28 protein-coding genes and 3 pseudogenes are annotated in these 23,971 nt (G+C 64.5%); 23 read left to right on the top strand and 8 right to left on the bottom strand.

Annotation, left to right across the window (positions count from 1 at the left end; genetic code table 11):
- Window positions 1-6 precede the first annotated feature (6 nt).
- Window positions 7-2,115 carry a S9 family peptidase gene (locus tag L610_RS03615; protein WP_144702563.1) on the bottom strand — a complete coding sequence of 703 codons (2,109 nt, stop codon included), beginning with the start codon at window positions 2,113-2,115 and terminating at the stop codon, window positions 7-9.
- 347 nt (window positions 2,116-2,462) lie between these two features.
- On the opposite strand from L610_RS03615, the gene L610_RS03610 reads away from it, so the two are divergent.
- Window positions 2,463-2,882: a MucR family transcriptional regulator gene (locus L610_RS03610; protein ID WP_024848120.1), complete on the top strand. Its 420-nt coding sequence runs from the start codon at window positions 2,463-2,465 to the stop codon at window positions 2,880-2,882.
- A 3-nt stretch (window positions 2,883-2,885) separates the two neighbouring features.
- Here the strand turns inward: L610_RS03610 and L610_RS20420 are convergent, their stop codons facing one another.
- A complete protein-coding gene (locus tag L610_RS20420; RefSeq protein ID WP_246658912.1) occupies window positions 2,886-3,224 on the bottom strand; it encodes a cytoplasmic protein in 339 nt (112 codons plus the stop codon).
- A gap of 208 nt (window positions 3,225-3,432) precedes the next feature.
- Between L610_RS20420 and L610_RS20415 the strand changes: the two genes are divergently transcribed.
- Both L610_RS20415 and L610_RS03595 read left to right on the top strand, forming a co-directional pair.
- Window positions 3,433-3,933, top strand: a complete 501-nt coding sequence (locus L610_RS20415; protein WP_246658911.1) for a helix-turn-helix domain-containing protein — start codon at window positions 3,433-3,435, stop codon at window positions 3,931-3,933.
- Window positions 3,933-4,736 carry a DUF6456 domain-containing protein gene (locus L610_RS03595; protein ID WP_246658910.1) on the top strand — a complete coding sequence of 268 codons (804 nt, stop codon included), beginning with the start codon at window positions 3,933-3,935 and terminating at the stop codon, window positions 4,734-4,736. Before L610_RS20415 ends, L610_RS03595 begins: the two co-directional genes overlap by 1 nt.
- A 2-nt stretch (window positions 4,737-4,738) precedes the next feature.
- On the opposite strand, the gene L610_RS03590 is transcribed toward L610_RS03595, so the two are convergent.
- Together L610_RS03590 and L610_RS03585 are read right to left on the bottom strand one after the other, a co-directional pair.
- The gene (locus L610_RS03590) at window positions 4,739-5,170 is read right to left on the bottom strand and encodes a SufE family protein (RefSeq protein WP_144702560.1); all 432 of its coding nucleotides are present in this window, start codon (window positions 5,168-5,170) and stop codon (window positions 4,739-4,741) included.
- A 57-nt stretch (window positions 5,171-5,227) separates the two neighbouring features.
- Window positions 5,228-5,569, bottom strand: coding sequence for a DUF5330 domain-containing protein (locus tag L610_RS03585; protein WP_144702557.1), 342 nt, complete (start codon window positions 5,567-5,569; stop codon window positions 5,228-5,230).
- Between the two features lie 431 nt (window positions 5,570-6,000).
- On the opposite strand from L610_RS03585, the gene L610_RS03580 reads away from it, so the two are divergent.
- Genes L610_RS03580 through L610_RS03570 form a run of 3 tightly spaced genes read left to right on the top strand, consistent with a single transcriptional unit; the run spans window position 6,001 to window position 8,935 of the window.
- Entirely contained in the window at window positions 6,001-7,743 is a 1,743-nt protein-coding gene (locus tag L610_RS03580; RefSeq protein ID WP_186441304.1) for a HAMP domain-containing sensor histidine kinase, read from the top strand.
- Complete coding sequence (locus L610_RS03575) at window positions 7,715-8,575, top strand: peptidoglycan-binding protein (protein ID WP_144702551.1); 861 nt, start codon at window positions 7,715-7,717, stop codon at window positions 8,573-8,575. Before L610_RS03580 ends, L610_RS03575 begins: the two co-directional genes overlap by 29 nt.
- Window positions 8,576-8,587: 12 nt before the next feature.
- Entirely contained in the window at window positions 8,588-8,935 is a 348-nt protein-coding gene (locus tag L610_RS03570) for a DUF1491 family protein (protein WP_144702548.1), read from the top strand.
- On the opposite strand, the gene L610_RS03565 is transcribed toward L610_RS03570, so the two are convergent.
- A complete protein-coding gene (locus L610_RS03565; RefSeq protein WP_144702545.1) occupies window positions 8,922-9,803 on the bottom strand; it encodes a DUF2336 domain-containing protein in 882 nt (293 codons plus the stop codon). The two genes, L610_RS03570 and L610_RS03565, sit on opposite strands and share 14 nt — an antisense overlap.
- Window positions 9,804-9,972: 169 nt before the next feature.
- Here L610_RS03565 and L610_RS03560 point away from each other — a divergent pair, with 169 nt between their 5' ends.
- Window positions 9,973-10,155, top strand: a complete 183-nt coding sequence (locus L610_RS03560; RefSeq protein WP_144702542.1) for a hypothetical protein — start codon at window positions 9,973-9,975, stop codon at window positions 10,153-10,155.
- 11 nt (window positions 10,156-10,166) lie between these two features.
- Here the strand turns inward: L610_RS03560 and L610_RS03555 are convergent, their stop codons facing one another.
- The 3 genes from L610_RS03555 to L610_RS03545 all read right to left on the bottom strand — a co-directional run bounded on the left by L610_RS03555 (window position 10,167) and on the right by L610_RS03545 (window position 13,529).
- Complete coding sequence (locus L610_RS03555) at window positions 10,167-10,706, bottom strand: DUF1254 domain-containing protein (protein WP_144702539.1); 540 nt, start codon at window positions 10,704-10,706, stop codon at window positions 10,167-10,169.
- Complete coding sequence (locus L610_RS03550; RefSeq protein WP_144702536.1) at window positions 10,699-11,280, bottom strand: DUF1214 domain-containing protein; 582 nt, start codon at window positions 11,278-11,280, stop codon at window positions 10,699-10,701. Before L610_RS03550 ends, L610_RS03555 begins: the two co-directional genes overlap by 8 nt.
- A gap of 107 nt (window positions 11,281-11,387) precedes the next feature.
- Window positions 11,388-13,529: a transglycosylase domain-containing protein gene (locus L610_RS03545; protein ID WP_144702533.1), complete on the bottom strand. Its 2,142-nt coding sequence runs from the start codon at window positions 13,527-13,529 to the stop codon at window positions 11,388-11,390.
- A gap of 273 nt (window positions 13,530-13,802) precedes the next feature.
- On the opposite strand from L610_RS03545, the gene L610_RS03540 reads away from it, so the two are divergent.
- The 16 genes and pseudogenes from L610_RS03540 (at window position 13,803) to L610_RS03465 (ending at window position 23,968) form a co-directional block, all read left to right on the top strand.
- Complete coding sequence (locus L610_RS03540; RefSeq protein ID WP_144702530.1) at window positions 13,803-14,288, top strand: hypothetical protein; 486 nt, start codon at window positions 13,803-13,805, stop codon at window positions 14,286-14,288.
- A pseudogene (locus L610_RS03535) lies at window positions 14,272-15,509 on the top strand (DNA-packaging protein). Before L610_RS03540 ends, L610_RS03535 begins: the two are co-directional and overlap by 17 nt.
- A gap of 12 nt (window positions 15,510-15,521) precedes the next feature.
- Complete coding sequence (locus L610_RS03530) at window positions 15,522-16,676, top strand: phage portal protein (RefSeq protein ID WP_186441302.1); 1,155 nt, start codon at window positions 15,522-15,524, stop codon at window positions 16,674-16,676.
- A gap of 10 nt (window positions 16,677-16,686) precedes the next feature.
- On the top strand, window positions 16,687-17,010 hold the full coding sequence (locus L610_RS03525; protein ID WP_245263702.1) for a DUF6107 family protein: 324 nt from the start codon (window positions 16,687-16,689) through the stop codon (window positions 17,008-17,010).
- Window positions 17,003-17,698 carry an HK97 family phage prohead protease gene (locus L610_RS03520; protein ID WP_144702527.1) on the top strand — a complete coding sequence of 232 codons (696 nt, stop codon included), beginning with the start codon at window positions 17,003-17,005 and terminating at the stop codon, window positions 17,696-17,698. The genes L610_RS03525 and L610_RS03520 overlap by 8 nt, the downstream gene beginning before the upstream one ends.
- Window positions 17,685-18,947: pseudogene (locus L610_RS03515) on the top strand (phage major capsid protein). Before L610_RS03520 ends, L610_RS03515 begins: the two are co-directional and overlap by 14 nt.
- 93 nt (window positions 18,948-19,040) lie before the next feature.
- On the top strand, window positions 19,041-19,610 hold the full coding sequence (locus L610_RS03510; RefSeq protein WP_144702524.1) for a head-tail connector protein: 570 nt from the start codon (window positions 19,041-19,043) through the stop codon (window positions 19,608-19,610).
- A gap of 1 nt (window position 19,611) precedes the next feature.
- Window positions 19,612-19,947, top strand: coding sequence for a phage head closure protein (locus L610_RS03505; protein ID WP_144702521.1), 336 nt, complete (start codon window positions 19,612-19,614; stop codon window positions 19,945-19,947).
- A 148-nt stretch (window positions 19,948-20,095) separates the two neighbouring features.
- The gene (locus L610_RS03500; RefSeq protein ID WP_144702518.1) at window positions 20,096-20,506 is read left to right on the top strand and encodes a DUF3168 domain-containing protein; all 411 of its coding nucleotides are present in this window, start codon (window positions 20,096-20,098) and stop codon (window positions 20,504-20,506) included.
- A 47-nt stretch (window positions 20,507-20,553) separates the two neighbouring features.
- Complete coding sequence (locus L610_RS03495) at window positions 20,554-20,964, top strand: phage major tail protein, TP901-1 family (RefSeq protein ID WP_144702515.1); 411 nt, start codon at window positions 20,554-20,556, stop codon at window positions 20,962-20,964.
- Window positions 20,961-21,299, top strand: coding sequence for a gene transfer agent family protein (locus L610_RS03490; protein ID WP_144702512.1), 339 nt, complete (start codon window positions 20,961-20,963; stop codon window positions 21,297-21,299). The genes L610_RS03495 and L610_RS03490 overlap by 4 nt, the downstream gene beginning before the upstream one ends.
- Window positions 21,296-21,556, top strand: a complete 261-nt coding sequence (locus tag L610_RS03485; protein WP_084465886.1) for a rcc01693 family protein — start codon at window positions 21,296-21,298, stop codon at window positions 21,554-21,556. Before L610_RS03490 ends, L610_RS03485 begins: the two co-directional genes overlap by 4 nt.
- A pseudogene (locus tag L610_RS03480) lies at window positions 21,516-21,988 on the top strand (phage tail tape measure protein). Before L610_RS03485 ends, L610_RS03480 begins: the two are co-directional and overlap by 41 nt.
- A gap of 14 nt (window positions 21,989-22,002) precedes the next feature.
- Window positions 22,003-22,647 carry a DUF2460 domain-containing protein gene (locus tag L610_RS03475; protein WP_144702509.1) on the top strand — a complete coding sequence of 215 codons (645 nt, stop codon included), beginning with the start codon at window positions 22,003-22,005 and terminating at the stop codon, window positions 22,645-22,647.
- Window positions 22,644-23,531, top strand: coding sequence for a DUF2163 domain-containing protein (locus L610_RS03470; RefSeq protein ID WP_144702506.1), 888 nt, complete (start codon window positions 22,644-22,646; stop codon window positions 23,529-23,531). Before L610_RS03475 ends, L610_RS03470 begins: the two co-directional genes overlap by 4 nt.
- Window positions 23,528-23,968, top strand: coding sequence for an NlpC/P60 family protein (locus tag L610_RS03465; protein ID WP_144702503.1), 441 nt, complete (start codon window positions 23,528-23,530; stop codon window positions 23,966-23,968). The genes L610_RS03470 and L610_RS03465 overlap by 4 nt, the downstream gene beginning before the upstream one ends.
- Window positions 23,969-23,971 lie beyond the last annotated feature (3 nt).

Genomic DNA, 23,971 nt, shown 5'->3' with positions numbered 1-23,971 from the left:
CCTTCTTCATTTTGAGGCCTCGCCAACGACCTTGAGGGCGAAGGCGTAGACGTAGGCGATTTCCTCGAGACGGGAGAAACGGCCGGACGCGCCTGCGTGACCCGCGTCCATATTGATCTTGAACAGGACGGGGTTGTCGTCGTTCTTCAGCTCGCGCAGGCGCGCAACCCACTTGGCTGGCTCCCAGTAGGTGACGCGCGGGTCGGTGAGGCCGGCAACCGCCAGGATCGGCGGGTAAGCCTGCGCCTTGACGTTGTCGTAGGGCGAGTAGGCCGCTATCGTCTTGTAGTCGTCGAGCGACTCGATCGGGTTGCCCCATTCGGGCCATTCCGGCGGGGTGAGCGGCAGGGTCGCGTCAAGCATGGTCGTCAGCACGTCGACGAACGGCACTTCGGCGATGATGCCGGCGAAGGCATCCGGCGCCATGTTGGCAACCGCGCCCATCAGCATGCCGCCTGCCGAGCCACCCTGTGCAACGAGGCGGTCATGCGAGGTGAAGCCTTCGGATACGAGGTACCGCGCGGCCGAGATGAAGTCATGGAAGGTGTTTTCCTTCTTCTCGCGCTTACCCTCGTCGTACCAGGCGTAACCCTTGTCCTTACCGCCGCGGATGTGGGCGATCGCGTAGACAAACCCGCGGTCGACCAGCGACAGGCAGTTGGTGTTGAACGAGGCCGGGATGGTGACGCCGTAGGAGCCGTAGCCATAAAGCAGGCAGGGCGCAGAACCGTCGAGCGGCGTGTCCTTGCGGTAGAGCAGCGAGATCGGCACGGTTTCGCCGTCGTGGGCAGGCGCCATGATGCGACGGGTGACGTAGTCGGCGGGGTTGTGACCGGACGGCACTTCCTGCGTCTTCAGCAGCACGCGCTCGCGGGTGCGCATGTCGTAGTCGAACACCTGCGCCGGCGTCGTCATCGACGAATAGGAGAAGCGAATCACGTCGGTGTCGTACTCGTACGAGCCCGACAGGCCCAGCGAGTAGGCCTCCTCGTCGAAGGCGACGATGTGCTCGTTGCCGGTCGCGCGCTCGCGCACGACGATGCGCGGCAGGCCGTCCTTGCGCTCGAGGCGGACGAGCCAGTCGCGGAAGSCGATGATCGAGAGGATCAGGCGGCCAGGTTCGTGCGGGACGAGTTCAGTCCAGTTTTCCTCGCGCGGATCGCTGACCGGCGCGGTCATGATGCGGAAGTCCTTCGCGCCGCCCGAGTTGGTTAGGATGAAGAAGACGTCGCCGCCTTCTTCGAGGTCGTACTGAACGCCGGTCTCGCGCTCCTTGACCGTTATCGGCGTGGCGAACGGGTCGTTCGCCGGCAGCAGGCGGTACTCGGACGTCTCGTGATCACCGATCGAGATCATGATCCAATCGCGCAGCCGCGTGCCGCCGACATCCATGAAAAAGCCGGGATCCTTTTCCTCGTAGATCAGCCGGTCGCTGACGACGTCATCGCCGAGACGGTGGTAAAAGATCTGCGAGGGGCGGTGGTTCTCGTCGAGGCGCGTATAGAAGAAGCCGCCGTTCGACTGGTCCCATTCGCCGGAGCCGCCGGTGTTGCTGATCGCGTCCGGCAGGTCGGTGCCGCTGTCGAGGTCACGGACCTTCAGCGTGTAGAACTCGGATCCCTTGTCATCATAGCCCCACAAAAGGCGCTTGTGGTCGCCGGAGTGGTCAACGCCGCCGATGCGGAAATAGGCAAGGTCCTTTGCCTCGGCATCACCATCGAGCAGGATCTGCTGGTCGCCGCCGTCACGCGGAATGCGGAAGTACCTCGGATGTTCGCCACCGGTGACGAAGGACGTACCATAGGCGTAGGGGCCATCCCTCATTGGTACGCTTGAATCATCTTCCTTGATGCGGCCCCTCATCTCCTCGAAGAGGGTCTTACGCAGTTCAGCTGTGTCGGCCATCAACAATTGCTGGTAGGCGTTCTCAGCATCAAGGTGAGCGCGGATCTCGGGATCCAGCTTATCCGGCGCAAGAAACACTTCCTGCCAATTATCCGCTCGAAGCCACGCGTAGTCGTCCTGCCGCGAAATTCCGTGTGCGGTGTGGACGAACTTCTTGCGGTGCGGCAAAGGTGCATCTTTTCGGAGAAAGTTGGATGATCTAATGGACATAGCGGCTTCCTAGAATTGTCAGGTTAGCGAATATCCTCTGATCCAATCGCTGCACAAGGACGAAAAATCGTCAATTGCAGCATTTGCGGGCAAATGTCAGAGTTATCGGCCAGTGGTCTAAATCGCCCGTCGACCAAATGCCGCAACTAGTGGCCCGTCCCAATACTGGTTTTCCACTTGGTTCACGGAAAAAATCGCAAGTTTTGAATTGACTTACTCTTCGTAGAGTACCATTTATGCCGTGACGATGCGAATCGGAAGGTGTGGCCAACGCACCCGCTGCAGCGTCTTCCTCCGGGCACCAGATCGCCCGCGGAAATGACTAACATTCCAATATTGGGGCCAAAATGGATACGAACGAGACTGTCGCCAGAAATGGCGAAATGCTCATTGAGCTCACCGCGGATGTTGTTTCCGCTTACGTCAGCAACAATCCGGTTCCGGTCGGTGAGCTGCCAAACCTCATCGCAGACGTGTACGCTGCACTTGGCCGGGTAGAAGGCGCCGTTGAACAGGCTCCTACCGACAAGCAGAAGCCTGCGGTTAACCCGAAGAAGTCGATCCACGACGACTACCTGATCTGTCTCGAGGACGGCAAGAAGTTCAAGTCGCTGAAGCGTCACCTGATGACTCACTACGGCATGACGCCCGACCAGTACCGCGAGAAGTGGGGCCTCGACCCCAACTACCCGATGGTCGCGCCGAACTACGCGCGAGCGCGTTCGGACCTGGCGAAGAAGATGGGTCTCGGCCGCAAGGCAAAGTAAGAATTATCCAGTCACGCTGGAGCCCAAAGGGCAGCGGTCGAAAGATCGCTGCCCTTTTTGCTTTATGCCCGCCCGCGCGCGGAACAGGTCGAGCGCCTGCTTGAGCGAGATGTGGCGGTTGAGGTCGTAGCTCCAGTGCCGGCGCATACCGCGCAATCGCTCGCGCTCAAGCAGACGCTGCAGGCGCAGGATGATCCGCTCCTGCTCCGCGCCATCCGCTTCCAGAGCTTTTTCCATGTCCATGCCAGCGCAGAGCTGCAGCGCCATCAACTGTCGGGCGTGGTCGTGTTCGCCTGACCTGCGCTGCCGGAAAGCGCGGATCTCGTCCTGCAAAGTGTTCATCAGAATGCCTCGTCGGTTATCTGATGGGGACTCTGGGGGGGCCTGGAAGCGAGTGGATAAGTTCCGGCAGTGTGGCGAGGGTTCGGAGGAAAAAGCGAAATGAATTCCAGCAAGAGTTCGTTTCATTAAGCTATTTGTTCTCGATTTGTTCACACTCTCCCGTTGATCGAATATAAGAAAGCATTCCTATTTCAACGGGGTGCTCAACGTGCGATCGACGACCGCGAAGCAGGCGAGACAGTCAGAGAGGGAATACTGCGAAAGCTGCCAGCAGCCGGTGCTGTTGGGTGGCAACCCGGAAGCAGCAGAAGGCCGCAGCCGCAGGAACCCCGTGCGGGATGCCAGGACAACGGGGCTCGCCAAGCTGCCGCGGTCAGAGCGCGTCATTTCTATCTGCGATGCGGTGATCGACATCACATCGGCGCTGTTCAGCGTCAGCAGCAAGGATCTGCGCAATCCGCGGCGGTCGACCGCCGACATCGCTCGCGTCACGCAGATCGCGATGTACGTGGCGCATGTTACGCTAGCGCTCAGCATGCGCGACGTCGGCCACGGCTTTGGGCGCGACCGGACGACGGTTCTGTATGCCTGCCACCAGATCGAGGACATGCGCGACGACCTTGAGTTCGACCGCATTGTCTCCATTACCGAACGCGTGATCGCGGCCGCCTTTGGCCTCACGGAAGGACGCGGCAACGAGGTTATCTGATGATCGATGAAAAGCGGCAGAGGAGGCTCTTGGCCTTCCTCGCAAAGGGAAGCGCGCGCCTGCAATCAGCGGCAACGAAGGGCAGGGTGCTGCTCGACGGCGGCGACAGGGGCGTCATCGGCGAGGAGGCGGACGTGCTCGCGAGCCTTGCCCGCGCAGAACTTCTTACCATGACCGGCGAGGCCGTCGCGCTGACCGAGGTGGGCAGAAAGGCGGCCAAGCGGGCGGAAGCGCCGGCGGATGCGCACGCTACCCAGCATCAAGAGCGAGAAGTTGCGAGCGTGGTGAGGGCCTCGGGCGCCGAGCGGGTGATCGTCAACCAGAACGAAAGTCCACTCGACCTGCTCTGGCGCAGGCGCGACCGCAACGGTAGGCGGTTTCTCGACGAGCGCGAGTATCGGGCGGGAGAACGGCTGCGGAAAGATTATACCTACGGGCGGATCATACCACGACTCGGCATCAACTGGGGCTCGCTGGGAGGTGCCTCCGGAGCTTCAGGCCAGTGGCGGAACGGCGGCGAGGACCTGTCGATGAGGGCGCTGGCCGCGCGGCAGCGGGTTGAAAAGGCGATCGAAGCGGTAGGGCCTGAACTCGCCGGCGTCCTGATCGACGTGTGTTGTTTCCTGAAAGGTCTGGAAACCGTCGAGGCCGAACGCGGCTGGCCGGTGCGCTCGGCGAAGGTGGTGCTGAAGTCGGCATTGTCGGCGTTGGCACGGCACTACGAACCGGAAACGCGGGCAAGCCGCGAGGCAAGGCCGATCCTGCATTGGGGAGCAGCGGACTACCGCCCGGCCATCAGATGAGATCAGGCGGCGGAAGCGGCGAGTGCCTTTTCCGCCTCGGCACGGATACGGCGGATCATCGAGCGAAGGCCGTTGGCACGCTGCGGCGTCAGATGCTCGTCGAGGCCGAGCGCACGCAGCGTCTCTTCGGCGTCGATCTCGAGAATCCTGGAGGCTTTCTGGCCGGAGTAGAGGGCAAGGACGATTGCCACGAGGCCGCGAACGATGTGGGCGTCTGAATCGCCACGGAAGGTGAGCTCCGGATCGGCTCCTGTTCCGCGCGTGGTGTAAAGCCACACCTGGCTGACACAGCCCGGAACCTTGTGGGCGTCGTCGCGTGCCTCTTCCGGGTAGGGCTCGAGATCTCCACCCAGCTCGATCACGTAACGGTAGCGTTCCTCCCAGTCGTCAAGGAAGGAAAAGTCTTCGCGGATGGAGTCAATAGTCGTGGTCATGACCGCGATATAGTGCGTGGATGCGCGGCCGTCACCCGAAAAGCGCGGATCTGCAGATTACTCGGCCGCCTCGGCTTCTTCCGGCTGCGGCTGTGCCGGCACGGAACCGGTGACGATCTCGACCTCCTGAGCGTCCTTGCCGAAGTGCTCGTCGAGCGTCGTGTAGGCGATGCGGGCGGTTTCGCGGGCGCGGATGCCGATCGTCTGCATGGCAGCGCGGCCAACCTCGCAGACATCCGGGCGGCGTTCGCACAGACTCGACATGTCATCCACCAGCGCGCGGGCGGCCAGGAAGGCCTCGACTGCACCGATCGTCGGCTCGTCGTCGGAATTCGTGCCGAACGGGATGAGCAGCAGGACGATGGAAAGCCAGAAAGCGGACTTGATCAGGAAACCCATGTTGCACCCTCGACTGTCTGGCGGACGCGGTGCTCCGCCTGTCATGGGCTCATAATGCAGGGCAACCTGAAATGCCCGCTTGAGATGACGAGTGACATTTGCGGCAAAGTTGACTCAAATTTTATGTATCGGGCCCGAAGGCGCGTTTTCAGGCGTTTCGAGCCTCGCTTTCGGCCCGCCGCGGCCTGTCCCAACAAATTGAGATAACTTGTAATTTTCGTCCGAAAGGCGCGGAAGCGCCATGACTAGCGGCTGCGGACTAGCAACTTACCCTCTGTTTACCATGCGGCAAATTCCTCGCCGCTAATGGCTTCCCGAGGGCATTTCGGGCCCCGGTTCGGCCTCGCGTTTATTCATTCCTTAAACCGCAGATGCGAGGTTCCGGACAAAGAGTTCGATCCGCAAAGCGGACGTTGTACGGGTGCGTTGAGTTGAGTTCAGAAGCAACCAGATCAGGTCGCTGGTTCGAGGGGCTGCAGGCAGGCTGCGAACGCCTGCTTCATCCCTCGGCGACTGACGAGAAGAAGGCAGAACACTGCCGTCTTCTCGCTGTTCTGCTGGCTGGACCCTTCGTTGCTGCTCCGCTGATCGCGCAGGCAGCCGCATCTGCTTTCGGGCTTCTCACTGCTGTTTCCGCACTTTGTGTTGCCGTGGGCCTCACCTGGCTTTGCGCGCTGCTTCTTTCGACGCGTGGTCGCGCGCGGGAGGCAGGCGTCGCGGCGCTGGTTCTCGCAACGGTCGCGCTTTCGCTCGCAGTCGGTTTCGCCGGCGGTCTCGGTACCCCGGCCGCGATGCTACTGGCTGCACTTCCGATCGAGACGTATTGGATTACCCGCTCGCGTAAGGCAGGCTATTTCGGTCTGGCCGCTGCCGCGGTGGCAGTCTGCAGTGCGGCGATCGTCGCGCCTGAGGCAGCCTGGACCGCAGGGCAGGGCTGGCTGTGGCTGTCGCCGGTGCTCTATGCCGCGACACTCGCGCTACGTGCGCTGAATGGTGCTGATGCCGGCAACGTCGTCAGGGTCGCACCGGACCTGCTGCCGGAAGAATGCTTCAATGCGGCGATCATCCGTGTTGGCCGCAATGGCGAGGCGGTGAACGCGTCCGCGCAGGCGGCCGAGCTGCTTGGGCTCGATCCGTCGCTGCTGCTCGGCACTGGCCTGTTCGACCGCATCCATGTCGCCGACCGGGTCGCCTTCATGTGCGCGCTGGCTTCCACACGCGACACGGGCAAGGCAAGCCATTGCACCGCGCGCATCCGCATGCCGTCTGCCGGCGGCGGTGCATACTACCGCCCGTTCGAGATTGAGATCGTGCGGACGCATGAAGACGCTGAAACGGTGAGCGTGCTGATTCGCGATGGCGGTGAGTATGGCGCGCTGCGCGAAGAACTGACCGAGGCTCGCGAGAAGGCGGGCCAGATCGAAGTTGCCAAGAGCCGGTTCCTGGCTGCCGTCAGCCACGAGCTGCGCACGCCGCTCAACGCCATCATCGGCTTCTCCGACATGCTGCTGCACCCGGCGATCTCGGGCCCGCTGTCCGACAAGCAGTCGGAGCAGGTGTCGCTGATCCGAGAGGCAGGCAATCATCTGCTTTCCGTGGTCAATGCGATCCTCGACGTGTCGAAGATCGAGTCGGGCTCCTACGAGATCGTCGTTGAACCGTTCGAACTGCGTCCGACCGCGGAGCTGTGCTGCGCCATGCTGAACCCGCAGGCGCAGGACAAGGGCGTCAACCTGTCGGCGAAGATCCCGGACGGCCTGAGCGCGGTGCTCGGCGATCAACGCGCCGTCCAGCAGATACTGATCAACCTCGTCTCGAACGCGATCAAGTTCACGCCGGAAGGCGGCAGTGTCAGCGTCTCCGCGGTCTCGGCTGACGACACTGTGCGCATCTTCGTCAACGATACCGGCATCGGCATTGCCGCGGAGGACCTGGCGCATCTCGGCCAGCCGTTCCGGCAGGTCCAGAACGACTACACACGGCAGTACCAGGGTACGGGTCTTGGCCTGTCCCTCGTGAAGGGCCTGGTGAAGCTGCATGGCGGCACGATGAGCATCGAAAGCGCCCCAGGACTGGGCACGACGGTGATGGTTGGGCTTCCTGCTGCAACCCGGCAGAGCCTGAAAGGCAACAATGGGGAATGTGATGGCATCGCGCTCCGCAAGACCGCGTAGCGGCCGGCGACCGGCGGATATTTACGAGGAGGAGGACGAGGCAGGCGGCCTCGGCGCCTTCCTCATGCGCCATCGCTTTGCGGTGGGCGGGCTGACCGCCTTTGCCGTCGCCTTCTCCTATGTCACGGCCAATGCGATCTGGTACCAGCCGCATGCGCATGACGGTGCGTTCTTCGCAACGCGTCCGTTGCCGTCTGGCGCCCAGCCGGCGCGGCCCGAGACCATCATCCGCCTCGACCGCAGCGCGGCGCAGGAGCCGGTGCAGAACCAGGTTGCCGCCGTGAAGCAGTCCGGCGCAACCCCGTCGGCGACCCCACAGCTGCCGGAGCAGGCACCTGCGCCGGCTGCCCAGCAGGCGGTGGTGCGTACGGGCGATCCGGTTGTCGAGGAAGTGCAGCGCATTCTCTCCGGTCTCAACCTCTATTCCGGCACGGTCGATGGACTGAATGGACCGCAGACGCGCGCGGCGATCGAGAATTACCGGCGGATCGTCGGCCTCGGCGGTGGTGCCGAGATCGACGACGCGCTGCTGTCGCAGCTGGGTGCTGCGCCGCGCTCGATGACCTCTGCGGTGCAACTGCCGGCAGGCTCGCCGGGTACCGATCTCATCGAAACGTCGTCTGCGAAGCCGAGCGGCGGCGACCAGATGATCCGCCGCATCCAGGCGGGCCTGAAGGCGTTCGGCAATGACGGCATCGAGGAAGATGGCGTCGTGGGGCCGCGGACGCGCAAGGCGATCATTGAATTCCAGTCGCTGTTCGGCCTGCCGCAGAGCGGCGAGCCCGATGAAGCGCTCTACGCCAAGATGCGCGACATCGGCCTGACGGACTGATACGACTTCCCGGTGAGAGTCACTTCCGATCTATGGGTTTCAGCGCTGACCCGCCGCGCTTTCGCGAGCGGCGGGTATGCGGCTGTCGTGCGACGCGGCGCTACCGAGGCCGGGGCGATCATGATTCTCGTGCGCGACCGGATGGGGGAGACGACCCTCTACGGTCCGGCACCGCAAACAAGCTATGACGAGGGGCGGCCGGAGGAACGACTGTTTACCGAGGTCGCGCGGACGTTCGATTCGGACGAGATCGACAAGCGGCTGGAAGGGGAAATGCGGTTCGACCCGGATATCTGGGTGATCGAGCTTGAGGTCGACGACACGACCTTCAAGGAACTGGTGAGCGTCAGGACGCTCTGAGCGCCGCCTTGCGGCCGGGGCTGTTGGCGGCGCGATCGAGCGTGCGCCATTCCTCGACGATGCGCTCGGCCTTGTGGCCGTCCATCTGCTCGTAGGCGTGCAGGAAGTCGGCGATGGCGCTTGCCGTGTAGATGCCGTGCGGGCGCACGCACTTCCAAATCAGGAACGCTTGCTCTTCGGTGAGTTCCAGCACGCGCAGGCACGCCAGCAAATAGGCGCGCTCGTTCGCTTCGACGATCTGTCGGGCGCCGTGGACGCTGATGCCGATGGCAACTGACAGAGCGCGGTGAAACTCATGGGCACGGCCGGTAAGGGCAGCGGCCTTCAGGCTCTCGTAGCCCGGTTCCTGCTGAACCTCGGCGTCCTGCTCGTCCTCTTCAAGGGTATCGACAGGACGCATCATGGCGCGCAGCTGATCGCGCGTCTGCTCGGCCTTGTCGGGTGCGCTGCGCTCGAGCCTTGTGATCGAGGCAATCAGCTGGGCGATGCGCTCGTCGAGGTTGGGGCGTGCCGCGATGGCACGGGCGTGCGAGACGCCGTGGCGGCCGATAAGCGCCACGAGGTCGATGTCGGTCAGCACTGGCGAGCGCATCAGGATCGGTGCCGAGATCTCGGCGGGAAGTGCCGCGAGGCGGCGGATGAGACGCGGCGGCGCGTACGGAAGGTCGGATAGGGCTGCCGAGACATAGCGCAGCGTTTCGTCGGAGGCGAAGTCGAGCAGCGGTACGGCAAGGTCGTCGAGTTGGATGATCTCGCGGCGGGTCGGCCTCGGGATTGAGCAGAAGGCGCTGATAGCGGACCTGAGAAGACGTTCGGGTCGTCCGGCTGCGCGGTATGAACTGGGCAGGGAGGAACGCGAAGGGTTCACGAATACACGCCGATACGCAAGACTACTGACACAACCCGAGCGGCCATACGGCCAGATCGGATGAGTCAAATTACGCCATATTTGTTAGCGGTGCGTTAACTGTCTTCTGCGCGATAATCTGCACCGGAGGCGTAGCGTTTGCTCCGGTGAACCGTAAGAGGCGCAGGTCATGGCTACAATTCTGCAGTTCGAGTGTCGCCCCGGCACTCGCCAGAAGGCGAGGCGGCCAGGAAAGGGCGCCGAGATCGTGATCTTCCCCGGCGTGCGTTACGAACGGTGGTCGGATGAAGTCGACCTCAAGCCGGGAAAGCGAAGATCATCCGCGCGGCGGAAGAAGGCCGGCACGAACTAGCACCTCGCACGTCAGTGGGACGTGCAGCTGAAGCTCTGGAGGAAGTCGGACACCGTCGGGTGCCAGCTTGCGTCCGGGGCAAAGGCGCGCGCGACGACGATCCCCTCATCAATGTCCGCCTCGATGAACACCGAGCGGCTGAACTCGGGGGGCAGCGCATTGCGCATTTCCACCATCTGCGACGTGGTCGCGATGACGAAGTCCGGCTGGCCGGCCGACGAAGATCGGTCGTTGAGGCTGAAGATGTTCTGACCGGCGCGGTCGTAGACCGAGATCGACCAGTAGGGGACCTTGCCTTCGCCCGTGAGGTGAACGACGCCTTCGGAGAGATCGAAGCGGCAGGCGCTCGCGAGGAAGAGCGGGTCGATGGAGTCGATCAGCTGCTGGCCGGCGAGTTTATCGAGCCGCGTCATTGTGTAATAATTGCTGCGCTGGGAAAGGCTCGACCAGGCGTCGCGGACGGAAAACTCAGGCACCATCAGGAGGATCGCGATGTGGACGATCGCCGCGCCGATGACGCCGAGAACGAGGGCGTGAAGCAGCCTACCCATCGCAGCCCTCGCGGATGATGCGCGGCAGTTCGACCTCGCCGATGCGCGAGCTGGACGAGATGGCGGTGTCGTAAAGCGAGAGGACGAGGCTGAACTCGCCCGGACGTACGGCAAGCCAGTTGCCTGGCTGTGGGTGACGCGAGACGAGGGTGACGACGGTGTTGTCCTGCTGGCGCAGCACGGCATAGGAGTGAAGCGCCGAAGCACGATTGGAGGCAGGCTCTATCAACCGATCCTCGACATCGCGCGCGTGGAGCGTCCAGAAGCGCGCGGAGGGCGTCGGGCCTTCAAGCCGGTAGGTGCAGCTGCCGCGAAGCGGCTCGCCGTCTGCATCGTGACGGGCGGTGAAGGTGAGGCCTTCGCCACGACCGAGCGCAAGGTCGGCCGTGCGGGAGAAGCGGGCCTTGGCATAAGGATCCGCGTCAGGTGTGCCGCGCGAGGGAAACGCCGACCAGTCGCCGACCGTGACGGTGTCAAACTCCAAATCCGAATCCAGAGCCAGCCAGACGCTGCCGGCACCGCCTCCAAGAGCGATCGCAACTGCCAGAGCTGTCAGGAAAATCGACTTTAGCATTCAGGGATGGACCGTAACGCTTTCAGGCAGGTTCGGACGATGAAGTAACAAGCGGTCGCCAGACAGGCTCCGATTGTCAAGGCGTTTCGGTCACGCGCATGAACTGCTCACAGGGCAGAAAGGGTTTCTGGCGTCTCGGGAACCGAGATTGGCGGGGCGTTACGGAAGGTTTCGGACAGGTCGAGCAGAAATTTCGTCGTGCGGGCTGACAGGACTGCAGGGCGCTCGATCTCCGTCTCTCCCTCGCCATTGGCTGATGCCACTGCCTGATCGGGCTTCTGCTCGAAGAACGGCTTTTCGATGCCGGGGATCGGCTTCAGTTCGATGCCCTGATGGGCATAGGCCATCAGGCGCTGCCAGACCATGGCCGGCACCGAGCCGCCGGTCATATTGAGGGTGGGCGAATAGTCGTCGTTTCCGAGCCAGACGGCGGCGGTGTAGTTGCCGGTGTAGCCGATGTACCAGGCGTCACGATACGCCTGCGCCGTCCCCGTTTTACCGGCGGAGCGGATGCCGGGCAGCGCGGCGCGGCGGGCCGTGCCGGTCTCCGGGATCTGGACCATGATCTGGTTCATGGCGGCCGCGGCTTCCTCAGTGACGGTGCGGCGCGGCTGCGGCGCATCGCGCGCATGGTCGTAGACGACTTCGCCGGCGTGGGTGAGCAACTGGGTGATGGCGTGGCGGCTGCCGGTGTAGCCGCCGGTGGCGAGGGTGAGGTAACCGGTCGCCTGGTCCATCACCGTCATGCCGGACGTACCGAGCACCATCGTGCGGTGGCCATTGAGCTCGCTCTCGACGCCCATGTCCTTCGCCTTCTGGGTAATGACGGGGATCGTCAGATGCTCCTTGGCGAGACGCACCGGAACGGTGTTGAGCGAGCGGATGAGCGCGTCGGCGAGGGTGACGCGGCCGGCAAAGCCGCGGCTGTAGTTGCGCGGCGACCAGCCCGCCCAGCTGATCGGCGCGTCGGAGACGATCGACTGCGGGGTGAAGCCGGCTTCGATCGCCGCCGTATAGACATAGGGCTTGAAGGACGAACCGGTCTGGCGCAGCGCCTTGGTGGCGCGGTTGAACTGGCTGCGCGCATAGTCGCTGCCGCCGACGACCGCGCGCACCGCGCCGTTGTTCTCGATGACGACGACGGCGCCTTCGGCGAAGCGGTAGGACTTGCCGTACTGGCGCAGGTGGAATTCGAGCGATTCCTCCGCCGCCTTCTGGATGTTCATGTCGATGGTGGTGCGCGCGACGAGCGAGCGCGGGCTGTTCTTCGGCGCGACCCGTTTCACCTCCTCGAAGGCCCAGTCGAGGAAATAATCCGGGCTGTCGCGGTCGCCGCGGTCGACGGCGGTGGCTGGATGCAGCCGTGCGTGCAGCACCTGGCCCTCGGTCATGAAGCCGGAATCGACCATGTTCGACAGCACGACATTGGCGCGGCCGCGTGCGGCCGGCAGGTTGATGTGCGGGGCGTAGTTGCCCGGCGCCTTGAACAGGCCGGCGATCATCGCTGCCTCGGCGAGAGTCAGTTCCTTGACGCTCTTGTCGAAGTAGAAATCGGCCGCAGCCGCGATGCCGAAGGTGCCGCCGCCGAGATAGGCGCGATCGAGATAGAGCTGCAGAATTTCCTTCTTGGTCAGGTTCCACTCAAGCCAGAGCGCAAGGAAGGCTTCCTTGATCTTGCGCTCCATCGAACGCTCGTTGGTCAGGAAGAGGTTTTTTGCCAGCTGCTGCGTCAGCGTGGAACCTCCCTGGACGACGGAGTTCGCGCGCACGTTCTCGGACAGGGCGCGGAAGAGGCCGATGAAATCTATGCCGAAATGGTCGAAGAAGCGGCGGTCCTCGGTGGCGAGCACCGCCTTGATGAGATGGTCGGGCAGCTCGTCGACCGGGACGGAATCACGCTGGATGATGCCGCGCTGGCCGATCTCGTTGCCGTGGCGGTCGAGGAAGGTGACGGCGAAGTCGCCCTGGCTGCGCCAGTCCTTCGCGGTCTCCTCGAAGGCAGGCAGCGCAAGCGCCAGCATGACGATGCAGCCGAGCGTGCCAAGCGTAAAGCCTTCGCTGCCGAGTTCGAAGAAGGCGCGCTTCCAGCCCGAGACGCGGAAGCGGCGGAAGAAGATCGTGATGTTTTCCCAGGCTTCGCCAGCCTTAAAGCCGGCTTCGTAGAGGGACGAGTCGAGCCACGCGTCGAACGCGAGCAGTTTCGTTGCCAATCGCGAGGCCGGCTTCTTTTCCTTCTGAGGATTATTCATCCAGATCGCGCCCACGCAACGAAACCTTCGAAGGCCGTGCCCTACGCGCCCGTTGAAGGATCAACCATCGATTGTTGTTGCCGATTTCCCGGCAGGCGGCAAGCGGCGCGAAGAGCGTGTCAGAAAATGTGAAAAGATATAGGAATATATTCTTGACACCGTGACGGTGCTTTGGTAGCGTTTGGCTATGGTCGGAAACGTGTGCCGGTGAGGCACCTTCCAGCGGGTCGCTGGTTTCTTTCGCGACGGATTTTCCAGATTTCGGGAACAGGAATGAGCCATGGGGCAAATGCCGCGTGGGCGGCCCGGCGTGCCTTGATGGAAGGCGCGCCGCTGACGTTCGAGCGCATGGCGCAGGCCTGCGGCGTCAGCACGGCGACGCTCGAGCGTACCGCGCGACGGGAGCGCTGGCGGGTTTCGGGCGTGGCGCAGGGGCTGAGCCGCAGCGAGCGGATCGCCAGGCTGCGCGACCGGTTGCTGGAGAAGGCCGAGCGCATCGAGCTCAATCCCGCCGAAGATGAGCCGGGCGCGGACAAGGCGGTCTCGGACCTCTCAACCAGCGTGAAGACGCTCCTCAGGATTTTCGAGACGACGCGCGATGACGACGAGGCGCGCGAAAGGCAGATAACGAGCGATGCCAACGTCGCAGACCTTCTCGACCGGCTCGACCGGAAGATCGTGGAGCTGGCCCGATATCTCGCTGAGAGAATGGTTGGAGAAGGAGTACAGCCCGCAGCAGATCGTGACGCTGGCCCATGAGTGGGCAGGCAGCGCGCGCGGGGCACAGTACCGGCCGGGGGCAGAAAAGCCGAACTGGCTGGTGATGGGCGGACGCGGGTCGGGCAAGACCCGGCTGGGGGCGGAATGGGTGAGCGCGTTGGTGCGCGGGCTGCCGCCTTTCACACCAAGGGATGTCAGGTATGGCCGGATCGCGCTGGTAGCCGAGACGCTGGGAGACGTGCGCGAGGTGATGATCGAGGGGCCGTCCGGGATCGCGACGATCTCGCGCCGCGACCGGCCACGCTGCGAGCCGACGCGGCGCAGGCTGCTGTGGGACAGCGGGGCGGTGGCGCAGGCGTTCTCTTCGGAAGATCCGGAGAGCCTGCGCGGGCCGCAGTTCGAAGCGGCATGGTGCGATGAGGTCGCCAAGTGGAAGAACGCGGTCGAATGCTTCGACATGCTGCAGTTCGGCCTGCGGCTCGGGCCGATGCCGCGGCAGATCGTGACGACGACGCCGAAGCCGGTGCCGCTGGTGAAGCGGCTGCTGAGCGATCCGAAATTCTATCTGACCCAGATGCGAACGCGGGAGAACGAGGAGAACCTGGCGTCAGGGTTCATCGAGGCGATCGAGGCGCAATATGCCGGCTCGCGACTCGGGCGGCAGGAGCTCGACGGCGAACTGATCGATGACCGGCAGGACGCGCTGTGGACGCGGGACTTGCTGGAACAGACGCATGGGCAGCATGGCGAGTTGCGGCGCATCGTGGTTGCCGTCGACCCGCCGGCGTCTTCGCGGAAGAGCTCCGACGCCTGCGGGATCATCGTCGCTGGCGTGGATGACGAGGGAATCGCGGTGGTGCAGCAGGACGCAACGCTGAACGCGGCCCGGCCGCAGGACTGGGCAGGCAGAGCAGTGGCGCTGTTTCACCAGTACGAAGCCGATGCGATCGTCGCCGAAGTGAACCAAGGGGGGACATGGTGACGGCGGTGCTGCGGACGGTGGACGCCACGGTGCCGGTCAGGGAAGCGCGGGCAAGCCGCGGCAAGTGGCTGCGCGCAGAGCCGGTCGCGGCGCTGTATGCGCAGGGCCGCGTGGTGCATGCGCGGCGCTTTCCCGAACTCGAGGACGAGATGTGGGATTTCGGGCCCGACGGGCTTTCTGGCGGCCGGTCGCCCGACCGGGTGGACGCGCTCGTCTGGGCGCTGAGCGAATTGCTGCTGGGCGGTTCCGGCCGGCCGCGTGTCAGAAACTTCAGCTAACGGATCTCGACAATGGGTTGGAACTGGCCATGGGCTCGGCCGAAGGTCGAGCGCAAGGGCGACGGCGTCTATGGCTTCGTCGCGCTGCATGCGCAGGGAGATGCCGCCTGGACCCGGCGCGATTATGCGACGCTGGCGCGCGAAGGGTTCATGCGCAACCCGACGGTGCACCGCTGCGTGCGGCTGATTGCCGAGGCGGCAGCATCGGTGCCGTGGCTGCTCTATGAACAGCAAAGCGAGGTGAGCGAGCATCCGCTGCTGGAACTTCTGGCGCGGCCGAACCCGCGCTGCTCGGGAGCGAGCTTCATGGAGGTGCTGTACGGGCACCTGCTGATGTCCGGCAACGCCTATGTCGAGCTGGTCGAAGCTGGCGAGACGCGCGAACTGCATCTCTTGCGGCCTGACCATGTGTCGGTCGTCACCGATGCGAGCGGCTGGCCCGTGGCGCTCGAACAGCGGCAGGGAGAGAAGAAGCGCCGGATTCTGCTCGGCAGCGAGCGCGAGGGGTCCGCGCTGCACCTGCGGCTCTTCCACCCGCTCGACGACCTCTACGGTTTCCCGCCGCTGCAGGCGGCGCTGATGGCGCTCGACATCCAGAATGCGGCGGGGCGCTGGAACAAGGCATTGCTGGACAACTCGGCAAGGCCGTCCGGCGCACTGGTTTATGCGCCGAAGGACGGGGGCAACCTCACCGAGGAACAATATGAGCGGCTGAAGAGCGAGCTTGAGGAAGGCTACACGGGTGCCGCGCGCGCCGGACGTCCGATGCTGCTCGAGGGCGGGCTCGACTGGAAGGCGATGGGCCTGACGCCGAAGGACATGGACTTCGTCGAGGCCAAGAACGGCGCGAGCCGCGAGATCGCGCTCGCCTTCGGCGTGCCACCGATGATCCTCGGCATTCCGGGAGACAACACCTACGCTAACTATCAGGAAGCGAACCGTGCCTTCTACCGCATGACCGTGCTGCCGCTCGTGGCGCGGACGGCGGCGGAACTGTCGGCCTTCCTTGTGCCGAGCTTCGGCAGCAGCCTGCGGCTTTCCTTCGACGCTGACCAGATCGACGGCCTTGCGCTGGAGCGCGAGGCGCTGTGGTCGCGGATCGGCGCGGCAGATTTCCTGACGGACGACGAAAAGCGGGAGGCGGTGGGCTATGGCCCGCGCAGCTGAGGATATCATCATGAACGATACGGTCTTGCTATGGACGGCCAGAGCCGGCGGAGCGGCCGCGGGGTCTGCGATCTCGCTGGCGTATCTCTTGCCGGTCACCCGCCGCGAAGCAGCAATCCGGCTCGGCATCGGCGTCGCCAGCGGCCTCGTCTTTGGCGGAACGGTGGGGCTGAAGATCGCGACCGAACTCGGCATCGACGACAAGCTGGGCCCTTACGAGCTGGTGCTGATGGGCTCGGCCGCGGCGAGCCTGTGCGCCTGGTGGTCACTTGGGCTGCTCGTCCGCTTCTTCCGTGCCAAGCGCGCTGTTCGCAAGGAGCAGGGCGATGAATGAGCATCCTGCACTTCGCTACGAACGCAAGGTCGCCGATACCACCTTCGGCGTCGACGTCGACGGGACCTTTACCGGCTATGCGAGCCTGTTCGGCAAGGCCGACCTCGCCCGCGACGTGGTCGAGCGGGGCGCGTTTGCGCGCTCGCTCGCCAGGCGCGGCGCTGGCGGGATACGGATGCTCTACCAGCACGATCCCAACGAGCCGATCGGCACGTGGATCGAAGTTCGCGAGGACGAGCGCGGACTGTTCGTGCGCGGCCGGCTGACGAACGGCGTCGGCCGGCCGCGCGAAGTGCGCGAGCTGATGCGCAGCGGAGCGCTCGACGGGCTGTCGATCGGTTTCCGCACGGTGCGCTCGCGCAAGGATGCGAGCTCCGGCGTGCGCCGAATCCTGGAGGCGGACCTCTGGGAAATCTCGATCGTGACTTTTCCCATGCTGCCCGAGGCCCGCGTTGAAAGCGTCAAGCGCGCCATGGGGCGGCTACCTTCCATTCGCGAGTTCGAGCGTTGGCTGACGCGGGACGTGAAGCTGACGCGCGCAGAAGCCCGTGCGGTCATCACGCGCGGCTTTTCTGCACTGGTGCGTGAGCGGGATGCCACGCGCTTCACCGAAGCCCGCCTTGCGGAGCGCATCCGCCGGGCAACACGCATCATCTCAAACAAGGAAAGCGGACATGACGAATCCTGACCAGGTTGCGCCGGAGACGAAGTCCGGCTCGGCCGACCTTGCCGCGCTCGCCGACGGCTTTGACGAGTTCATGGCGACCTTCGCGGCATTTCGCGAGGAAAACGACAAGCGGCTGCGGGAGGTCGAACAGCGCAAGAGCGCCGACGTGCTGACCGTCGAAAAGGTGGATCGTATCTCCGAGGCACTCGACCGGCAGAAGCGCGCGCTCGACGAAATCGCGCTGAAGCGGGCCCGTCCGGCGCTCGGCCGCGATGGAGACAGCATCGTCGACCTCGAGCACAAGGAGGCGTTCGAGCGCTACGTGCGCTCGGGCGAGGAGCAGAAGCTGCGGGCGATCGAGACCAAGGACATGTCCTATGGCTCCAACGCCGATGGCGGCTATCTGGTGCCGCAGAATGTGGAGGCAGAGATCGGTCGCAGGCTGGCCGAGATCTCGCCGATCCGATCCATTGCCTCGGTACAGCAGGTGTCGGGGCCGGTGCTGCGCAAGCCGTTCACAGTGACGGGACCGGTGGCGAACTGGGCGGCGGAGACTGCCTCGCGAACGAAGACGGACTCGCCGGTGCTCGACCAGCTGCAGTTCCCGACGGCGGAGCTCTATGCGATGCCGGCCGCGACGCCGTCGCTGCTCGAGGATGCCGTGGTCGATCTCGACCAGTGGATCGTCAGCGAAGTGGAGACCGCATTCGCCGAGAAGGAAGGTGCCGCCTTCATCAACGGCACAGGTTCCAACCAGCCGAAGGGTTTTCTGGCTTATGACCAGGAGGCGGACGCGTCGCGCAGCTGGGGTGAGATCGGCTATGTCGACACCGGTGTCGACGGCGCGTTCCCGACTACCAGTCCGTCCGACAAGCTGCTCGACCTGATCTATTCGCTGAAGGCGGGCTACCGGCAGAACGCGCACTGGGTGATGAACCGCAAGACCTAGGCGCTGATCCGCAAGATGAAGGACTCGGACGGCAACTATCTCTGGCAGCCGCCGGCAACGGCCGGCGGGCGGGCCATGCTGATGGGCTTCCCGCTGGTCGAAGCCGAGGACATGCCCGATGTCGCGGCGGGCTCGACCCCGATTGCTTTCGGCGACTTCAAGCGCGGTTACCTGATCGTCGACCGCACCGGCGTGCGCGTGCTGCGCGACCCGTACTCCGCCAAGCCGTACGTGCTGTTCTACACGACCAAGCGCGTCGGCGGCGGCGTGCAGGACTTTGACGCGATCAAGCTGCTGAAGTTCGGCGACGCGGACGAATAAGGCGAAGCGTGGCTGGCACGAGCCGGCCCTTCGCCGACGGCCCCGGTTGCCCCTTGCCGGGGCCGTTTTCATTCCATCAGTTTCGAGGTGCCGATGACCCTCTATCGAACGGTTGCGCCCGAGGCCGAGCCGGTGACGCTCGCCGAGGCGAAGCAGATGCTGCGCATCAGCCACGACAGCGAGGACGATCTGATCTCCGGACTGATCCGAGCAGCGCGCGAGGAGGTGGAGGCGTCATGCGGCTTGGCGCTGATCGACCAGCAGTGGCGGTTGGCGCTCGATGTGCTGCCGCCGCTGGGGCGGGTGCTGCTGCGCCGTCACCCGGTGCGCGAGATCGTAACGATCACGATGTTCGGCGAGGATGGCGAGGGTGAGACGGTCGATCCGGCGAGCTATCGGCTCGACGCGCATGCGCGCCCGGCGCGGTTGCATTTCAGGACGCTGCCGGACCCTAGGAAAGCGGCGAACGGCTACGAGATCGACTTCAAGGCAGGTTTCGGTGAGGCGGGGACGGACGTGCCTGACCTCATCCAGCGCGCGATCCTGCAGCTTGTTGTGCACTGGTACGAGTTCCGCGCGCATCTTTCGCCGAAGGACCAGCCGGTCTCGTATCCGGCAGGATATGAGCGGCTGATCGCACCGTGGCGTGCGCGGAGGCTGTAGGATGCGCACGGAGTTCATCGATCCCGGCGCGTTCCGCCATGAAGTCATCCTCGAGGCGGCAAGCCTCACACCGGATGGCGCCGGCGGGCATCATGCAAGCTGGACGGAAGTCGCCACCTTCTTCGCACGGATCGAACCGGTTGCGGCGACGAGCAGGTTCGGCGGCGACCAGACACTGGAGACGGTGACCCATCGGGTGACGATCCGCTACCGCGAGGACGCTGCGAGCGGCATGCGGCTGAAGCACGGCAGCCGGATCCTGGAGATCCTGACCGTGCACGATCCGGACGAGACGGGTCGCTATCTGGTTTGCCGGACGAGGGAGATCGGACGATGAAGGTCGCAGTCCGAATGACGGTTGAGGATCTCATTCGCGCGCTGCGGTCGCATATGCACCAGATGGCGGACGAGATCGAGACGGGATACGCTGAGATACGCGCGCGGGAGAATCGCGAGGAGCGCGCGAGGGTGGGAAAGACTGAAACATGACGGCAGCGGCAATCGAGTTGCAGAGGGGGATCTTTGCCAGGGTCACCTCCGACCTGGCGCTCACGGCGCTGCTGGGCGAGGTGCGGGTCTACGACCACGCACCGGCCAATGTCACCTTCCCCTACTTTACCTTCGGCCGCACGACCGGTTTCGACTGGAGCACCAGCACGGAGGACGGGTCGGAGCACCTGTTCACCGTGCACGCCTGGTCGAAGGAGATGGGAAAGAGCGAGACGCTGGCGATGCTCGATGGTGTCAAGGCCGCGCTGCATGACGCTGACCTTGAGCTCGATGGCCACCGGCTCGTGAACCTGCGGCGCGAGTTCGAGGAAGTCCGCTACGACGAAGACCTCGCGATCTATCACGGTATCCTGCGGTTCAGGGCGGTGACCGAACCGATCGGCTAACCTTTCAGGTCACTCCATCACACCATCAGAGGGTAAGGAGGCTCGCTGTGGCAGCACAGAAGGGCAAGGATCTTCTATTGAAGCTCGCCAATGGCGAGAGCTACGTGACGGTGGCCGGCCTGCGCAGCAAGCGGCTGGCGTTCAACAGCGAGGCGGTGGACATCACCGACGCGGATTCGACCGGGCGCTGGCGTGAGCTTTTGGGTGGCGCTGGCGTTCAGCGCGCGTCACTAAGCGCGTCCGGCATCTTCAAGGACGCAACGTCTGACGGGCTTATTCGTAGCCGGTTCTTCGGCGGCACGATCTCGACCTGGCAACTGGTGATCCCGGACTTCGGCACGGTGTCCGGTCCGTTCCAGATCACGGCGCTGGAATATACCGGCAACCACGATGGCGAGGTGGCCTTCGAGATCGCGCTGGAGTCGGCAGGCGTCATTTCCTTCGAGGCTCAGACATGAGTGCGAACCGGCGGCGCGGGGAAATTTCCGCAGTCATCGACGGGCGCGAATGCACGCTGTGCCTGACGCTGGGCTCGCTGGCGGAACTGGAGAACGCCTTTGCGGCGAGCGATCTGACGGCGCTGGCCGAAAGGTTTTCGAGCGGGAAACTCTCGGCGCGAGACCTGATGGAGGTGATCGCTGCCGGGCTGCGCGGTGCGGGCTTACCTGTGCAGGCGAGCGACGTGGCGGCGATGAAGATCGAGGGCGGCGCGACGGGAGCGGCGGCGATTGTCGCCGAATTGCTGCAGGTCACGTTCGGCGCGGCTGAGGCTGCGGCGTCGCCGGGCCCCTGAACGCCGCAACAGGCAGTGCGCGCCGGTTTCCCTGGGACGATGTCATCGCGTTGGGGCTGGGCCTGTTGCGGCTGCCGCCGCGCGACTTCTGGACAATGACGCCGAGGGAACTTGCGCACGCCCTGCGCTTCCTGCGCGGCGACCAGACGCCGCCGACGCGGGCCGCGCTGGCTGAACTGATGCGGATGTTCCCGGACCAACCACGAGGCGACAGACATGGCAGAGCGGGAAAGGCTGGAGATCAGCATCGAGGCTGACACGCAGCCGTTCGCGGATGCAATCGGCAATCTCGAAAAGCTCTCACAGAGCTTTGGCCGGCAGCTGACCGGCGCGCTGAAGGACGCGGTGGTGAGCGGCAAGTCGCTCGACGACATGCTGCGCAAGATCGGCATGAACCTCGCGGGCATGGCGCTGAGCCAGGGGCTGCAGCCGCTGTCGAACCTCGCCTCCGGCCTGTTTTCGACCATGTTCGGCGGGATCGGCAAGGCGCTTCCCTTCGCGAAGGGCGGCGTTGTGCCGTTTGCAAGTGGCGGGGTCGTCTCGGCGTCGCGAATTCGGGTGGCGGCGGCGGGACGGTGAACGTCGTCTTCAACGTTTCGACCCCGGATGCGGCCTCGTTCCGCAAGTCGGAGGCGCAGGTGACAGGCATGCTGGCGCGGGCGGTGACACGCGGGACGCGCACCCTCTGAAATCGGAGCAATCGATGCAGAGTTTCCACGAGGTCCGGTTTCCGGAGGACGTGTCCTTTGGCGCGACCGGCGGGCCGGAAAGACGCAACGAGATCGTCGCGCTGACGTCCGGCCGCGAAAAGCGGAACCTGAGGTTTGCGCAATCGCGCCGGCGCTTTGATGCGGGGACGGGCGTTCGCTCGCTCGCCGACCTCTACGAGATCGTCGCCTTCTTCGAGGCGAGGCGCGGGTCACTGCACGGATTCCGCTTCCGCGATCCATTCGACATGAAGTCGTGCCCGCCCGATGCGCAACCGTCGGCCTTCGATCAGTTCATCGGAACCGGCGACGGCGAGACCGCAACGTTCCAGCTGGTGAAGTGGTACGGCGAGGGTGAAGATGCCTACGCCCGCCAGATCCGCAAGCCGGTGGCGGAGACTGTGCTGGTGGCGGTGGGCGGCGAGGTTGCCACCGAGGGCGAGGAGTTCGAGGTCGATGCGACGACAGGCATGATCACCTTCGCCGAGGGCGCAACGCCCGGCGACGGGAAAGAGGTCTCGGCCGGGTACGAGTTCGATGTGCCGGCGCGTTTCGACGCTGATCGCATCGAGATCAGCCTGACCGCTTTCAGCGCCGGACAGATCCCGTCGATCCCGATCGTGGAGATCCTTTTGCCATGACGGGATATTCCGAAGAGTTCGCCGCGCATCTGGCGCAGGACTGCACCACGCTCTGCCATTGTTGGTTGGTGACACGGCGTGACGGCACGACGCTCGGATTCACCGACCACGACCGGAAGCTGACGGTCGGTGGCAGGACCTTCGAGCCGCAAAGCGGCTTCTCGCAGAGCGAGGTGCGGACCTCGCTCGGGATGGCGGTGGATACCGCCGACGTCGAGGGCGCGCTGTCGTCAGACGTCCTCGTCGAGGCCGATATTCTTGCCGGCCTCTATGACGGGGCGAAGGTTGAGACCTTCCTCGTCAACTGGATGGACACGAGCCAGTTCGCGCGGATGCGGACCTCAACGATCGGGCGGATCGAGCGGCGCGACGGACAGTTCGTCGCCGAGCTCGAGAGCCTGACCGCGAGCCTCGACAAACCGAACGGGCGCGTGCTGCGGCGCCAGTGCGATGCGCAATTAGGCGATGGGCGGTGCAAGGTCGTTACCGACGATCCGGCGGTGAAGGGCGAGGGAGTTGTGGTGGCGATTGCCGGGGCGGGCAAGTTCGAGGCGATCGGGTTGGGCGACTACACGCCCGGCTGGTTCAGTCTCGGGGAGATCAGCTGGACGAGCGGGCCGCTGGCCGGGCGCTGCTTCGCGGTGCTGGATCACGCGGTGCGCGGCGGGAAGGTTTTCCTCGCTGTCTCGGCTGCCGACCCGCAGCCGGAAGTGGGCGCGACCTTCACGATCATTGCCGGCTGCGACAAGAGCTTCAAATCCTGCCGCGAAAAATACAGCAATGGCCTGAATTTCCGCGGTTTTCCGCATCTTCCCGGCAACGACGCTGCTTACCGCTACGTGGCCGACGGAATGGTGTTCGACGGCGGCGCGCTGGTCGAATGAGCGGGGACATTCGCGAAAAAATCCTCGCCGAGGCGATGAGCTGGGTGGGAACCCCTTATCGCCACCAGGGCTCGCGAAAGGGCGTCGGCTGCGACTGCCTCGGGCTGGTGCGCGGCATCTGGCGGAACGTCTACGGCACGGAGCCGGAAGAGGCCGGCGCCTATTCGCCGGACTGGGCTGAATTGGGTGGCCGCGACAGGCTGCTGGAGGCGGCGCGACGCCATGCAGTCGAGAAGCCGATCGGGGATGCTCTGCCGGGCCATCTGCTGGTCTTCCGCTGGCGTCCGCAGCATGCAGCCAAGCACGTCGGCATTCTCGTGAGCGAGAACGCGTTCCTACACGCCTATGAGGGGCATGCGGTGATGATCTCGCCGCTCGTGCCGCAGTGGCGGCGGCGGATCGCCGGCGTCTTCGCCTTTCCTGACAAGACGAGCTGAGCG

Origin of the sequence: Aminobacter sp. J44 (assembly GCF_007829415.1) — a bacterium.
Classification (GTDB): domain Bacteria; phylum Pseudomonadota; class Alphaproteobacteria; order Rhizobiales; family Rhizobiaceae; genus Aerobium.
This window is presented reverse-complemented; position numbering and strand designations above follow the sequence as displayed.

Excerpts from the sequence above, each read along its gene's own strand:
- L610_RS03560 (WP_144702542.1), top strand. The coding sequence starts at position 9,973 with ATGGCTACAATTCTGCAGTTCGAGTGTCGCCCCGGCACTCGCCAGAAG.
- L610_RS03545 (WP_144702533.1), bottom strand. The coding sequence starts at position 13,529 with ATGAATAATCCTCAGAAGGAAAAGAAGCCGGCCTCGCGATTGGCAACG.
- L610_RS03550 (WP_144702536.1), bottom strand. The coding sequence starts at position 11,280 with ATGCTAAAGTCGATTTTCCTGACAGCTCTGGCAGTTGCGATCGCTCTT.
- L610_RS03525 (WP_245263702.1), top strand. The coding sequence starts at position 16,687 with ATGAACGATACGGTCTTGCTATGGACGGCCAGAGCCGGCGGAGCGGCC.
- L610_RS03475 (WP_144702509.1), top strand. The coding sequence starts at position 22,003 with ATGCAGAGTTTCCACGAGGTCCGGTTTCCGGAGGACGTGTCCTTTGGC.
- L610_RS03510 (WP_144702524.1), top strand. The coding sequence starts at position 19,041 with ATGACCCTCTATCGAACGGTTGCGCCCGAGGCCGAGCCGGTGACGCTC.
- L610_RS03540 (WP_144702530.1), top strand. The coding sequence starts at position 13,803 with ATGAGCCATGGGGCAAATGCCGCGTGGGCGGCCCGGCGTGCCTTGATG.
- L610_RS20420 (WP_246658912.1), bottom strand. The coding sequence starts at position 3,224 with ATGAACACTTTGCAGGACGAGATCCGCGCTTTCCGGCAGCGCAGGTCA.
- L610_RS03500 (WP_144702518.1), top strand. The coding sequence starts at position 20,096 with ATGACGGCAGCGGCAATCGAGTTGCAGAGGGGGATCTTTGCCAGGGTC.
- L610_RS03470 (WP_144702506.1), top strand. The coding sequence starts at position 22,644 with ATGACGGGATATTCCGAAGAGTTCGCCGCGCATCTGGCGCAGGACTGC.
- L610_RS03520 (WP_144702527.1), top strand. The coding sequence starts at position 17,003 with ATGAATGAGCATCCTGCACTTCGCTACGAACGCAAGGTCGCCGATACC.
- L610_RS03575 (WP_144702551.1), top strand. The coding sequence starts at position 7,715 with ATGGCATCGCGCTCCGCAAGACCGCGTAGCGGCCGGCGACCGGCGGAT.
- L610_RS03555 (WP_144702539.1), bottom strand. The coding sequence starts at position 10,706 with ATGGGTAGGCTGCTTCACGCCCTCGTTCTCGGCGTCATCGGCGCGGCG.
- L610_RS03595 (WP_246658910.1), top strand. The coding sequence starts at position 3,933 with ATGATCGATGAAAAGCGGCAGAGGAGGCTCTTGGCCTTCCTCGCAAAG.
- L610_RS03505 (WP_144702521.1), top strand. The coding sequence starts at position 19,612 with ATGCGCACGGAGTTCATCGATCCCGGCGCGTTCCGCCATGAAGTCATC.
- L610_RS03465 (WP_144702503.1), top strand. The coding sequence starts at position 23,528 with ATGAGCGGGGACATTCGCGAAAAAATCCTCGCCGAGGCGATGAGCTGG.
- L610_RS03530 (WP_186441302.1), top strand. The coding sequence starts at position 15,522 with ATGGGTTGGAACTGGCCATGGGCTCGGCCGAAGGTCGAGCGCAAGGGC.
- L610_RS03585 (WP_144702557.1), bottom strand. The coding sequence starts at position 5,569 with ATGGGTTTCCTGATCAAGTCCGCTTTCTGGCTTTCCATCGTCCTGCTG.
- L610_RS03610 (WP_024848120.1), top strand. The coding sequence starts at position 2,463 with ATGGATACGAACGAGACTGTCGCCAGAAATGGCGAAATGCTCATTGAG.
- L610_RS03590 (WP_144702560.1), bottom strand. The coding sequence starts at position 5,170 with ATGACCACGACTATTGACTCCATCCGCGAAGACTTTTCCTTCCTTGAC.
- L610_RS03490 (WP_144702512.1), top strand. The coding sequence starts at position 20,961 with ATGAGTGCGAACCGGCGGCGCGGGGAAATTTCCGCAGTCATCGACGGG.